Origin of the sequence: Mesorhizobium sp. B2-4-19 (genome assembly GCF_006441315.1) — a bacterium.
GTDB lineage: Bacteria > Pseudomonadota > Alphaproteobacteria > Rhizobiales > Rhizobiaceae > Mesorhizobium.
On record NZ_VFUV01000004.1, the window covers coordinates 157,315 to 170,077 of the forward strand.

A 12,763-nucleotide genomic window follows, 5' to 3' on the forward strand; every position below is an offset into this window, starting at 1 on the left:
AGACGCGAGGGGTTCGCCGCGTCGCCGGGCCTTCCGGCATGCGTTGTGAAAAATGCGACCGCGATGTCAGGTCGAGTTGCGGGGAATACCGACAATCGCGCTTGATAAGCATGGGGTCGACAGCTTATGCGAGGGCATCAGCCAAATCTGCGGAAGGCAGGACATCATATGCGGACCCTGTCGGATGCGTTCATTCCCGAGCTGCCGGGTTACTACAAGGGCAAGGTTCGCGAAAACTACGATCTGGCGGACGGACGACGCATCATCATCGCCACCGACCGTCTCAGCGCCTTCGACATCATCCTGACCTCGATCCCGTTCAAGGGCGAAGTCCTCACCCAGACGGCGCGCTACTGGTTCGAGGAAACCGCCGATATCTGCCCGAACCATGTTCTCGAATATCCCGACCCCAATGTCGTTGTCGGCACAAGGCTCGACATCCTGCCGGTCGAGATCGTCGTGCGCGGCTATCTCGCCGGCACCACCAGCACCTCGATCCTGACCCGTTATCGTCGCGGCGAACGGGAGATGTACGGGATGCGCCTGCCGGACGGCCTGCGCGACAATGAGAAGTTGGCCGAGCCTGTGATTACGCCGACGAGCAAGGCGGCGGATGGCGGCCATGACGAGCCGCTGTCGAGGGCGGAGATCCTCGGACAGGGCCTGCTCACGCGGGCACAATGGGACACCGTCTCGGATTACGCCTTGAAGCTGTTCGCCCGCGGCCAGGCGCGCGCCGCCGAGCGCGGCCTGATCCTTGCCGACACCAAATACGAATTCGGCACCGACAAGAACGGCACGATCATCCTGGCCGACGAAATCCATACGCCCGACAGCAGCCGGTACTGGATCGCCAGTAGCTACGAACAGGCCCTGGCAAGCGGCACACGGCCGGACAGCTTCGACAAGGATTTCATCCGCTCGTGGGTGGCGACGCGCTGCGATCCCTACAAGGACCCGATCCCCCGGATTCCCGACGAGATCGTCGAACAGGCCTCGCGCATCTATGCCCAGGCCTATGAGGCGATCACGGGCAAGGCATTCGTTCCCGACCTTTCCGGGGATACCGTTCTCGATCGCATCCGTTCGAACCTGGCGCGCTTCTTCTAGCAGTCTGGCGAAGCTTGCCCTGGGCGCGTTGACGCGTCCGCGCCATGACGCTACGGGATCGAGGGCAGTCGATCTCAAGCCATCGACCTCGGGGATTTCTCGCATGGTGCATTACGCGGACGGCCGGCCGATTGGAGACCTCACTTTGCGCACGCTGGCCATGCCTTCGGACGCCAATGCGGCCGGCGACATCTTTGGCGGCTGGGTGATGGCGCAGATGGACCTTGCCTGCGGCATCCGCGCCGCCGAGCGCGCCAGGGGCCGCGTGGTGACGGCGGCGGTCAAGGAGATGTCCTTCGCCAAGCCGATGAAGATCGGCGACACGCTGTGCATCTACACCCATGTCGAACGCGTCGGCCGCACCTCGATGACGCTCAAGGTCGAAGCGTGGGCGCAGCGCTATCTCTCCGATTTGATGGAAAAGGTCACCCACGCCGATTTCGTCATGGTGGCGCTGGACGGCGAGGGCAAGCCGAAGGCCGTTCCGGCCGAGGGTTGACCAGCCCATTCTCGCGCCCGTTTTCCCAGCGCAGGTTGTAACATCGCCCGTTCCGGCGATGCGTTTGCCGACATCCAATGGTTGCCTTGACGCCCGACTGTGCCGGCGTTGGGGGAGAGACAATGCGTCAACACATACTGAACAGCTGGCTCGTGGCAGCGCTTGTCGCCTTGGTCTGCCTGCTCGGCGTAACCGCCTATGCCGAAGTCAAAAACGACCTTCGGCCCATCGCCTGCACGCATGGCGACAAGGGTGACCGCAAGCCTGCCGCGACATGCGTGCCCTGAGCACGGCGCCCTGCGATGGCCTGGCGTCAAGATGCTGAATGGTTGCCTTTGGTCCGCGATCGTCGTCGTCGAAGTAGCGTGTGTGCCGGTCTGCCACCGGCGCCATAGGACAAAGTTGCGAGCCCGCGTCTAGAGAACCACGACTTCCCTGCCGTCTAGGCAATTTCACTTAACGCGAAGGCTCCGGATCCCTTGCCGTGCAAGGGTTTCAGCCATGCATGCCGTCGAATTTTTCGCGTGCCTCCCGCACACGCTGCGTGTTCCTGCGCGCCCATTCGCCAAGCGCGCTGACCGGGATCAACAGCTCGTGGCCGAGTTCGGTCAGTTCGTAGTCGACGCGTGGCGGAATGGTCGGAAACACGGTGCGGGTGACGAAGCCGTCGCGCTCCAGCCCGCGCAAGGTGGTGGTCAGCATCTTCTGCGAGATGCCGCCAACAGCGGCACGCAGCTCGTTGAAACGCAGCGGTCCGTGGCCAAGCTTGCCGACCACGAGCACGGTCCATTTGTCGCCGACGCGCTGCAGGATTTCCGAAATCGCGCGGCAGTCTTCGGTGTTATGTGGGTGCCTCAGTAACAAAACGGTGCCTCCTTGCGTCGGCAGTTGACAGTATCTCATATAGCGCCGGTATCTAAATGATACCAGCTTATTACTGGAATGGAGAGCCCCCATGTCAAAGCCGAAAATCGCCATCATCGTCGGTTCGACGCGCGCCGCGCGCTTCGCCGATGTGCCCACCCAATGGATCGCCAAGATCGCCAAGTCGCATGCCGATATCGATGTCGAGGTCGTCGACCTCAGAGACTTCCCGCTGCCTTTCTTCGACGAAGTCGCCTCTTCCGCCTGGGTGCCGTCGACCAACGAAGTGGCGCAGCGCTGGCAGAAGAAGGTCGCCGACTTTGACGGCTTCATCTTCACCGCCGCCGAATACAATCACGGCCCGACGGCCGTGCTCAAGAACGCCATCGACTACGCCGCCAACGAATGGAACAAGAAGCCGGCCGGCTTCGTCGGCTACGGCAGCGTCGGCGGCGCCCGCGCCGTCGAGCAGCTCCGTCTCCATGCCGTCGAACTGCAGATGGCGCCAGTCAAGTCGGCCGTTCATATCGCCTGGGGCGACTTCCTCGCCGTGCGCCAGGGCGAGAAGAAACTCGAAGACCTCGAGCATCTGAACCAGGCGGCCACCGCGCTGGTCAACGACGTCGCCTGGTGGGCAAAGGCGCTGAAGAAGGCGCGCGATGCCGACGTGGTCGACGAGGAAATCAAGGCGGCCTGACCGCCGGTCGAATTATCCTCCCAAGGGATATGGGGCGGCGCTTGCGCCGCCCTTTCAATCAGAGCGGCTCCAATCGAAAGCTGCCGCCAGAGCGGACGACGCGGCCAATGCCGGGCGAGTCCAGATGCGCGCCGGCAACGAGGTAATGATCGTCGGCCGCAAGCGCCAGCAGCCGCAACCGGCTCGCGCGCGCCTGGTCCTGATCCGTGTCGTACTCCCACGTCACCTCGGGCCGATCGAACTGCAGCGATGGGACGTGAACGGTATCGCCCCAGATCAAAATGCCTTCGCCGCCGCTCGAGCCGCGAAAGCAGCTGTGACCCACTTCATGGCCATGAGCACCGACAATGTCGACATGTGTTCCGAGACGGTCTCCGGCCTCGAATGGTTCCGCCATGTCGTGAAATCGCTCAAGCCGCGTTTCCGAGCGGAAGAGGTCGAGTTCCTGCCTGGGAACGAGCAAGCGCGCCAGGCGCGGAAAAGCGTCCCGGCCATCGGCAAGTCCGGCTGGCGGTGGGTGCCCAGGCATGCGGTGGCCTAGTCACCCGCGCGGGCAAGCAGCAGCGCGCGCTCTCTGTCATTGCCGGTCAATTCTGCGGCCTGGCGGAACGCGGCGCGGGCTTCTGCCTGATGTCCCAGTTTCTCCAGGAGATCGCCGCGCACCGTGGGCAGGAGATGCGAGCCCTTCAGGCGCGGCTCGTCCTTCAAGGTCTCGACGATGGCGAGGCCCTGCGCCGGTCCGAACGCCATGCCGACGGCCACTGCCCGGTTGATTTCGACGATGGGCGAGGGGGCCGCCAGGGCAAGGACCTGATAATAGGCCGAGATCGCGATCCAGTCGGTGTCGGCGGCGGTTGCCGCGCGGCTATGGCAGGCGGCGATCATCGCCTGCAAGAGATAGGGGCCTGGTGTCGATGTTAGGGTCATCGCCCGGTTCAGGCCGTCGAGGCCGCGCCGTATGAGCGACCAGTTCCAGCGCGTGCGGTCCTGGTCGAGCAGCAGGATCGGCTCGCCCGCCCGGCTGGTGCGGGCAGGGAAGCGCGAGGCGTTGAGTTCCATCAGCGACACCAGCCCCTGCACCTCGGGCTCATCAGGCATCAGCGCCGCCAGGGAACGGCCAAGGCGCAGCGCCTCGCCACAGAGATCGGCGCGCAGCCAGTCCGATCCAGCGGTCGCCACATAGCCTTCGTTGAAGATGAGATAGACCACCTCCAGCACGGCGGCGAGGCGTTCGCGCCGCTCTTGCCCGCGCGGCGTCTCGAACGCGATGGCGGCATCGCGAAGCGCCCGCTTGGCGCGCACGATGCGCTGGGCGGCGGTGGCCTCGGACACCAGGAAGGCGCGGGCGATCTCAAGCGTCGACAGCCCGCCCAGCAGCCGTAGCGCCAGTGCCGCGCGCTGTTCGGCAGGCAAGACGGGATGGCAAGCGGTGAAGATCAGCCGCAAAAGGTCATCGTCGATATCCTCGTCGAGCGCGGCCTCGATGTCGGGCATCTCGCGCTCCAGCTCGGCGAGGTCGATGGCGAGTTCGCGGTGCTTGCCGTCGATCATGGTGGTGCGGCGCAGCCGGTCGAGCGCCCGGTTCCTGGCGACCTCGGTCAGCCAGGCGGCCGGGTTGCGCGGGATGCCCTCCCGCGGCCAGCGCTCCAGCGCCAGCAGGAAGGCATCGCCGGCGACCTCTTCGGCCAGCCCGACATCCCTGAGATAGCGGACGAGCCTGGCGGTGAGCTTCGGCTGCTCGATGCGCCAGACCGCTTCGATGGTGGCTGTGGCCGTCAACCCTTCAGCTCGCTGAAGCCTTCCACCACCTTCTGGACGTCCTCGGGGAAATCGCTCATCTCAAAGACGCGTCGAACCTCGATCACCTCATTCTCCCCGGCGGGGCAGCGGCGGGCCCATTCGATGGCTTCTTCACGCGAGCGTACGTCGATGACCCAATAGCCGCCCAGCACTTCCTTGACCTCCGCGAACGGCCCGTCGGTGACGACGGGCTTGCCGCCCTTGAAGCTGACCCGCGCGCCCGATGACGGCGGATGCAGCCCATCGAGCGCCAGCAACACGCCGGCCTTCTTGAGCTCCTCATTGTATTTCATCATTCCCTCCACCCCCTTGGCGTCGGGCCTGACGTCGGGCGCCGCCTCAGCGTAGCCGCCGGGGATCATCAGCATCATGAACCGCATGGTCTTCTCCTTGGTTGGGTTGGTTCGATGATACGACGAACAACGGGTGGCGGAATCGACAGGTGCCGCAAAAAAAGTTCGAATCGCGATTACCCCCGGACCGACAGCGTTGGACCGCCACATGGGCGAGGCTGCCATCTGGCCCTGTCCTTTTGCCCTGATATGTCAGCCTTGCATCCATCGCCTCGAGTGAGCCCGCGTGAAATCATCCAGCCTGGCCGGCCCCGTTTCCCCCATGATCCCGGTGCTCGTCTGCGCATTCGGTATCTTCCTTCTGTCCGGCATGGATGCGGCGATGAAGGTGCTAGTCATCGCGGTCGGGGTCTACAACACGGTGCTGTGGCGCAGCATGCTGGCGACATTGGTCGCGGGCGCGGGCTGGCTGGCGGGGCCGCGCTCGCTTCCAGTTGCCTCGGTGCTGAGGCTGCATGCGCTGCGCGCGGTGGTTGTCGGCATTGTCCTGCTGTCATTCTTCTGGGGGCTTGCAAGGCTGCCGCTGGCGGAGGCGATCGGGCTCAGTTTCGTGGCGCCGCTGTTCGCGCTCCTGCTGGCCGCGCTGCTTTTGGGCGAAAGGATACAGCGCAAGGCGATCTGGGCCTCGCTCGCCGGCATTGCGGGCGTCGCAGTCATCGTGGCGGGCCAGTTCGGGCAGAAGACCTATGCCGGCGATGCGCTGTTCGGCACGGCTGCGGTGCTGGTCTCGACGGTGTTCTATGCCTACAATCTGATCCTCGCGCGGCGACAGGCGATGCTGGCCAAGCCAATCGAGATCATGCTTTTCCAGAACCTTTGTGTCGCGGTCATGCTTGGTCTTGCCGCGCCGTGGCTCGCTATTGCCTTGCCCGGCAATCTTTGGCTTCCGCTTGCCGGGGTGACGGCCCTGTCGCTCGCCGGCCAGTTCCTGATGAGCTGGGCCTATGCGCGGGCCGAAGCGCAATATCTGATCCCGACCGAATATTCGGCCTTCATCTGGGCGATCGCGCTCGGCTGGTTCTTCTTCGACGAGGCGGTGACCTGGACGACGCTGGCGGGAGCCGGCCTCATCGTGGCCAGCTGCCTGATCGCCGCGCGCTCCAACCCCAGACTTGCCGAGCCGATCGAAGTCGCGGTTTGAGGGAAGCGCGCAAGTAGATCTGCGCCTATTGTAGAATTTTATTAAATATTTCGTCGGCCGAATTACGGTCTATAGACCATTCGTCGGGTTGTTGTGCTTCCAGTTCCGGAAAACGTCACTCAACGGTCGATGTAATGGTGAACTATGTGGCAAGTTCCTGGAACGTTATCGTGCATGGCAACGTTGGTCCGGATGCGGCCGCCTGGAATCGAACGATCCGAGCAGGCCAGGCATCACGAGGAGGATTTGTCCGATGAGCTTCTTCGTCAACGCCTTAGGCGTTCCTCTTCCCTACAGCGGCGCTTCCAGCCATTGGTACTCGGCGGCAGGGTCCGGGCCGGACTTGTACGGCAGCTCCGGAAACGACTCATTCTACGGAGCATCCGGTGTCAACGTCACCATGCACGGAGGCACGGGCGATGACATCTATTACCTCTATGCGGCGGGCAACAGGGTGGCGGAGGCCGCTGGGGCAGGCATCGACACGATCAGCACATGGATGAGCTACAAGCTCCCCGACAACGTCGAGAATCTCGTCGTCACAAACGCCAACAACTATGCTTTCGGAAATGGGTTGGACAACATCATCACCGCCAAGGCCGGGCACCAGACTCTGGACGGCGGCCCGGGAAACGATGTGCTGATCGATGGCGGCGGCGGTTACGACACTTTCATCGTCTCGAAAGGCAACGGAAGCGACCTGATAGCGAATTTTGCCGCCACCGACACGGTCCGCCTTAATGGCTATGGGTTCATGTCGTTCGACGCCATCCACTCAAACATGATCCAGGCGGGATCAAACGTGCTGTTGAACCTCGGGTCCGGCGAGATCCTCGAGTTCAAGGACACGACCATCGACAAGCTGCAGCCCAGCCAGTTCGAATTGCCGATCGACAAATCCGGGATGCAGCTTTCCTTCAGCGACGATTTCAACACGCTGAACCTTCACAACAGCCAGGGGGGCACGTGGGATTCCAACTTCTGGTGGGGAGCGCCGAACGGCAGCACCTTGAGTAGCAACAACGAGCTGCAATGGTATATCGACGCCAATTACGCACCGACGAGTTCCGTCCATCCGTTCAGCGTGAACAACGGCGTGCTCACCATCACCGCGGCGCAGGCGCCGGCGGACATCAAGCCGCTGATCAACAATTACGAATACACCTCAGGCATCCTGACGACCCACGATTCCTTCTCGCAGACCTATGGCTATTTCGAAATACGGGCCGACCTGCCGGAGCACGCCGGCGCCTGGCCGGCCTTCTGGCTGCTTCCGGAAGACGGTTCGTGGCCGCCGGAACTCGATGTCGTGGAGACGATCGGCCAGGCCCCGAACTCATTGATCATGACGGCGCACTCGAATGAAACGGGGACGCACACCAAGGTCACGTCGATAGTGAGTGCCTCGAACCCCGACGGCTTCCACACCTATGGCCTGCTCTGGACGCCGGACAAGCTCGTCTGGACCTATGACGGCGTGCAGGTCGCGGAAACGGCGACGCCGTCCGACATGAACAAGCCCATGTACATGCTGGTCGATCTCGCGGTCGGCGGCTTGGCCGGCACCCCTCCGGATCATCTGGCCACGCCGGCCGAGATGAAGATCGACTACGTCCGCGCCTATACGCTGGACAGTGCGCCGGCAAACGCCCTGAACATTACCAGCAGCAGCATCGGCACGCACAGTGTCGCAACGCACGGCAACAGCACGCTGCACGGCGGTTCCGAGTTCGGGGGCCACGCGTAAGGTCTCGGGAACATGCAGCGTCGGGGAATGTGGAAATGACTGGACCGTCTGGCCTGCGTCCGGTCTTCATGCGCGCCATCGCCGATGTCGGCGTCTTCTCGCTGTTGATCAACGTCCTGCTGCTGGTAATTCCGCTCTACCTGCTGCAGGTCTATGACCGCGTGCTGCCGTCCTCCAGCGTCGAGACGCTTGTCTATCTTTCGGCCATCGCGGTTCTCACGCTCGCTTTCCTCGGGCTTCTTGACGCGATCCGCGCCGTGTACACGCAGCGCGTTGCGGCGACCCTCGACCAGAAACTGGGCGCCAGCACATTCGCTGTTTCGCTTGGCGCAAAACATGCCGGCGGCCTGTCGCCGCTGCGCGACCTCGCCTCGGTCTGCGCCTTCATCAGGTCGCGCGGCGTGGCGGTGTTGTTCGACCTGCCTTTCGCCCCTGTCTTCCTCGCCTTGCTCTATCTCATCCATCCGGTGCTGTTCTGGGTGACGGTCGCCGGCGCGGCGCTTCTGCTTTTGCTGGTCGTGGCCAACCAGCTTGCCATCGGCAGGAACGACGCCTTGTCCGCGGAGCGTTCGGCCTTGGCCGGCCAAGCGGAACAGGCCTTTGCCCGCAATGCCGAGACGCTGCGCGCCATGGGCATGGTGGAGAACGCCGCGCGGGTCTGGGGACGGCACGTGGCGGCAGCGCTCACCCTGCATGACCGTTCCTCGAGTGCCAATGCGGTCTTCAGCGGTGCCTCGCGGGCGCTGCGCATGATGCTGCAACTGGCGATCCTGGGCGCCGGCGCATGGCTGGTGCTCAAGGGACAGATGACGGCGGGCATGATCTTCGCCTCCTCGCTGGTGTCGTCGCGCGCGCTGCAGCCGCTCGACCAGTTGATCGGCGCCTGGCGGCAGATCGCCGACGCCCGGCGGGCGTGGAAGCGGCTGGAGACGGCGCTTGCGGCGCGTCCGGCTGAAGCGCGCAAACTGATCCTGCCCGATCCGGCAGGCGCGATTTCCGTGCAGGACGTTTTCTTCATGGCGCCGAATGCGCAGCCCGGCACCGAACCCATCCTCAAGCGGCTGAACTTCCAAATCGGCGTCGGCGAAGCGTTGGCCATCGTCGGCCCGAGCGGCGCCGGCAAATCGACACTGGCGCGGTTGCTTGTCGGTGCTGCCCGGCCGACCGGCGGCGCGGTCAGGATCGACGGCGCCGACCTCGGGACCTGGGACGAAAACCAGCTCGGAAAGCATGTCGGCTACCTCGCGCAGGAGGTCGAGCTCTTTCCAGGATCGATCGCGCAAAACGTCGCCCGCTTCGACCCCGATGCAGATGACGCCGCGATCATCGCGGCGGCAAGGCGGGCCGAGGCGCATGAGCTTATCCTGGCGCAGCGGGACGGCTACCAGACATTGATAGGTCCGTCGGACAGAACGCTGTCGGGCGGCGAACGCCAGAGGATCGGGCTGGCACGCGCCTTCTACGGCAATCCCAGAATTCTCGTCCTGGACGAGCCCAGCACACATCTCGACGGCACCGGCGAAGCGGCGCTCGAGGCGGTACTCGCCGCCGCGAAGGCGGCCCGCGTCACGATGATCGTGATCACGCATCGCCCTTCGATTGCTGCGTCCTGCGACCGTGTGATGCTTCTGCGCGGCGGCGCGATCGAAGCCTTCGGCCCAAGCAGCGAGGTGCTGCGGCATTCGGGCAAGGGCCTTCCCGCGCAGCCGAATACGGTGGTGACAGGGTCATTCGCCACGACGATCCGTACGCATAACATCCGTTTTGGATCCTAGATGATGGCCGTGCAGAGCCTCGCCTGGGAGGAGGGCAACCCGCGTACCAACATAAGGCGCGTGGCATTCGCCGGATACGCGGCAACGGCGCTGTTGGTGGGTTGCTGTGGCTATTGGGCTGCCAGCGCGCCCTTGTCCGGAGCGGTGATCACGCAGGGCACGATCTCGGCGACCGGCGGAAACATCCTGATCCAGCATCCCGACGGCGGCATCATCGAGGCGTTGCTGGTCCATGACGGCGATCGCGTGCAACAGGCCCAGGATCTGATCGTGCTGGATCCGACAGCCGCGCAGACCGAGCTCAACCGGCTGACGAGACAGTCGATCGCGCTCAGGGCGGGTGCGGCGCGGCTGGAGGCGGAACGCGACGGGTTGGACAGGCTGGCGCCAATCACCAAACCGGCGCCGGCACAGCTCCAGGCCGATTTCGAAGCCCTGATTCGAGAGCAGCAAAAAGAATTCGATGCCAGACTCGCCCGGTTCCGATCGGAACAATCGATCCTCGCCCAACGCGTAGCCATGCATCGGCAGTCCATGGTGGGGTTGCAGTCCCAGAAAGAGGCCGTTCAGCAACAAGCCGAGATCGTGAAGAAGGAACTCGGCATCAAAGCCGGCCTGCTGGACAAGGGCCTCACCAATCGTACCGAATACTCGCAGCTTTTGCGCAGCGAGGCCGATCTCGTCGGGCAGGCCGGGGCGCTGGAAGCCAATCTGGCGGCGGCCAACACCCAGATCGTCGAAGCCCAGGAGCAGACCGAGCGCCTGACCACGCAACGCGTGGAAGAGGCGCTGACGAAGCTGGACGAGGTTCGCTCCAACCTGGCCGACATCGAGGAACAGATCAGGGCGGCCGAGGCGGTGCTGCGGCGGACGACGATCAAGGCACCGGCCGCGGGCATCGTGGTGTCCTCGACTTATAATGCCAAGGGCAGCGTGATTGCCCGCGGTGAGAAGATCATGGAGATCCTGCCTACGGCACCGGGGCTGATTGTCGATGCAAGGCTGCGGCCGAAGGACGTCGATCAGGTCCGTGTCGGCCAATCGGCGAAACTGCGACTGTCCGCCTTGAACATGCGGCTCACCCCCGAGGTTTCAGCCATCGTGGCACAGATTTCCGCGGACCGGCTCGTCGACGAGGCCACGCATGAGCCCTATTTTCGCGTCAAACTTAGGATTGCCGCTGACCTGCCGCCCGGCGTGAAGCCCGAGCAGCTTTATCCCGGAACGCCGGTCGAGGCGTTCATCAACACTGGCGACCGGACTTTCTTCGAGTATCTGGCACGGCCGATGCTCGATTCCTTCGCTCGCGCGTTCACGGAGCGGTAGCTGTCGCCGGTCGCGCAATCCGCAGGCCAACCGTCAATGACCAGGGCGCAAAGCCGACATTCAGACAATCACCGCACCGCCTCGCGGTGGGTGCCGGACAGGCGGGTGGCGATCAGCTTGTCGATGCGGCGACCGTCGAGGTCGACCACCTCGAAGCGCCAGCCTTGCGCGTCGACGCATTCGCCGGTCGCCGGCAGATGGTGCATGTGCGAAAGCACATAGCCGGCGACGGTCTCGTAGTCGCGGTTTTCGGGCAGGTCGAAGCCCAGAATCTCGGCCATCTCGTCGGCCTGCATATAGCCGGCGAGCAGCCATGAGCCGTCCTCGCGCTTGACGGCGTTTTCCTCGTCGCCGGCATCGAGATCCGCGCGGAACACGCCGGTGATGGCTTCGAGAATATCGGCCGGCGTGACGATGCCTTCGAAATGGCCGTATTCGTCATGCACCAGCGCCATCGGCACGTCGGATTCCTTGAGTTTGTGCAGCACGTCGAGCGCGTCGGCCTGGTCGTAGACGATGGGGGCGGCGCGCACATGCTTGCGCGGGTCGAGCGTGCGGCCGGCAAGAATCGCCGCCAGCACGTCGCGGGTCTGGACGACGCCGACCATGACATCGACGCCGCCGTCACCCGCCGGCAGGCGCGAATGCTGCGTTTCCATGAGGAGCTTGCGGATCGTCGTGTCGTCGGACTGCAGGTTGATCCAGTCGACCTCGGTGCGCGGCGTCATCACCGCGCGCACGGCGCGGTCGCCGAGCCGCATGACGCCGGCGATCATGCGCCGCTCGTCGGATTCGATGGTGCCGTGATGCTCGGCCTCGGCGACCAGCATCTTGATCTCCTCGTCGGTGACCTTCTCCTCGCTTTCGCCGCGCTGGCCAAGCAGCCACAATATGGCGCGGCCGGAAATGTCGAGCAGGAACACCAGCGGCGCCGAGATGGTGGCGAGGATGGTCATGGCCGGCGCCACCCGGGCGGCGACGCGCTCGGGGTCGCGCAGCGCGATCTGCTTGGGCACCAGTTCGCCGACGATCAGCGAAAAATAGGTGATGATGGCAACGACGATGCCGACGCCGAGCGGATCGGCGACGCTTTCGCGCATGCCCGCCGAAGCCAGGAACACGGACAGCCGGTCGCCCAGCGTGGCGCCGGAGAAGGCGCCGGAGAGCACGCCGACCAGCGTGATGCCGATCTGCACCGAGGACAGGAACTTGCCCGGATTGGAGCCAAGATCCAGCGCCCGGCCGGCGCCGTTGACGCCACGGTCGATCATCGCCTTGAGCCGTGCCGGGCGCGAAGAAACGATGGCGAGTTCGGACATTGCCAGAAGGCCGTTCACGCAGATGAGGACGACCACGATTGCGATTTCGACGTATAGCATGAGGGCTCAATAGCATTGCGGCGGGCCGCTCGAAAATAGTGAAAGCGCGTCACGCGCAAATGGATTACACGC

13 protein-coding genes are annotated in these 12,763 nt (G+C 64.1%); 8 read left to right on the forward strand and 5 right to left on the reverse strand.

The window, feature by feature from the left end:
• The first annotated feature begins 168 nt into the window (after window positions 1–168).
• The 3 genes from FJ546_RS09275 to FJ546_RS31155 all read left to right on the forward strand — a co-directional run bounded on the left by FJ546_RS09275 (window position 169) and on the right by FJ546_RS31155 (window position 1,896).
• Entirely contained in the window at window positions 169–1,110 is a 942-nt protein-coding gene (locus FJ546_RS09275; protein ID WP_140889053.1) for a phosphoribosylaminoimidazolesuccinocarboxamide synthase, read from the forward strand.
• Window positions 1,111–1,213: 103 nt separating this feature from the next.
• Complete coding sequence (locus FJ546_RS09280; protein WP_010911043.1) at window positions 1,214–1,609, forward strand: acyl-CoA thioesterase; 396 nt, start codon at window positions 1,214–1,216, stop codon at window positions 1,607–1,609.
• A gap of 122 nt (window positions 1,610–1,731) precedes the next feature.
• A complete protein-coding gene (locus tag FJ546_RS31155) occupies window positions 1,732–1,896 on the forward strand; it encodes a hypothetical protein (protein ID WP_181167877.1) in 165 nt (54 codons plus the stop codon).
• Between the two features lie 208 nt (window positions 1,897–2,104).
• Here FJ546_RS31155 and FJ546_RS09285 read toward each other — a convergent pair whose 3' ends face one another.
• Window positions 2,105–2,473, reverse strand: coding sequence for a helix-turn-helix domain-containing protein (locus FJ546_RS09285; protein WP_010911041.1), 369 nt, complete (start codon window positions 2,471–2,473; stop codon window positions 2,105–2,107).
• Between the two features lie 91 nt (window positions 2,474–2,564).
• On the opposite strand from FJ546_RS09285, the gene FJ546_RS09290 reads away from it, so the two are divergent.
• Window positions 2,565–3,170 (forward strand): NADPH-dependent FMN reductase, encoded by a 606-nt coding sequence (locus FJ546_RS09290; protein ID WP_140889054.1) that lies wholly within the window; start codon window positions 2,565–2,567, stop codon window positions 3,168–3,170.
• Between the two features lie 58 nt (window positions 3,171–3,228).
• On the opposite strand, the gene FJ546_RS31990 is transcribed toward FJ546_RS09290, so the two are convergent.
• The 3 genes from FJ546_RS31990 to FJ546_RS09305 are packed head-to-tail and all read right to left on the reverse strand — an operon-like array spanning window position 3,229 to window position 5,350.
• Window positions 3,229–3,699 carry an MBL fold metallo-hydrolase gene (locus tag FJ546_RS31990; protein WP_348641963.1) on the reverse strand — a complete coding sequence of 157 codons (471 nt, stop codon included), beginning with the start codon at window positions 3,697–3,699 and terminating at the stop codon, window positions 3,229–3,231.
• A gap of 8 nt (window positions 3,700–3,707) precedes the next feature.
• Window positions 3,708–4,949 (reverse strand): RNA polymerase sigma factor, encoded by a 1,242-nt coding sequence (locus FJ546_RS09300; protein WP_140889055.1) that lies wholly within the window; start codon window positions 4,947–4,949, stop codon window positions 3,708–3,710.
• A complete protein-coding gene (locus FJ546_RS09305; protein WP_038649000.1) occupies window positions 4,946–5,350 on the reverse strand; it encodes a YciI family protein in 405 nt (134 codons plus the stop codon). The genes FJ546_RS09300 and FJ546_RS09305 overlap by 4 nt, the downstream gene beginning before the upstream one ends.
• A 235-nt stretch (window positions 5,351–5,585) precedes the next feature.
• On the opposite strand from FJ546_RS09305, the gene FJ546_RS09310 reads away from it, so the two are divergent.
• The 4 genes from FJ546_RS09310 to FJ546_RS09325 all read left to right on the forward strand — a co-directional run bounded on the left by FJ546_RS09310 (window position 5,586) and on the right by FJ546_RS09325 (window position 11,312).
• Entirely contained in the window at window positions 5,586–6,464 is an 879-nt protein-coding gene (locus tag FJ546_RS09310; protein ID WP_140889272.1) for a DMT family transporter, read from the forward strand.
• Window positions 6,465–6,717: 253 nt separating this feature from the next.
• Window positions 6,718–8,211 carry a family 16 glycosylhydrolase gene (locus FJ546_RS09315; RefSeq protein WP_140889056.1) on the forward strand — a complete coding sequence of 498 codons (1,494 nt, stop codon included), beginning with the start codon at window positions 6,718–6,720 and terminating at the stop codon, window positions 8,209–8,211.
• A gap of 35 nt (window positions 8,212–8,246) precedes the next feature.
• Entirely contained in the window at window positions 8,247–9,986 is a 1,740-nt protein-coding gene (locus tag FJ546_RS09320) for a type I secretion system permease/ATPase (RefSeq protein WP_140889057.1), read from the forward strand.
• Between the two features lie 3 nt (window positions 9,987–9,989).
• Window positions 9,990–11,312 carry an HlyD family type I secretion periplasmic adaptor subunit gene (locus FJ546_RS09325; protein ID WP_140889058.1) on the forward strand — a complete coding sequence of 441 codons (1,323 nt, stop codon included), beginning with the start codon at window positions 9,990–9,992 and terminating at the stop codon, window positions 11,310–11,312.
• Window positions 11,313–11,380: 68 nt separating this feature from the next.
• Here FJ546_RS09325 and FJ546_RS09330 read toward each other — a convergent pair whose 3' ends face one another.
• Complete coding sequence (locus FJ546_RS09330) at window positions 11,381–12,691, reverse strand: hemolysin family protein (RefSeq protein ID WP_140889059.1); 1,311 nt, start codon at window positions 12,689–12,691, stop codon at window positions 11,381–11,383.
• Window positions 12,692–12,763 lie beyond the last annotated feature (72 nt).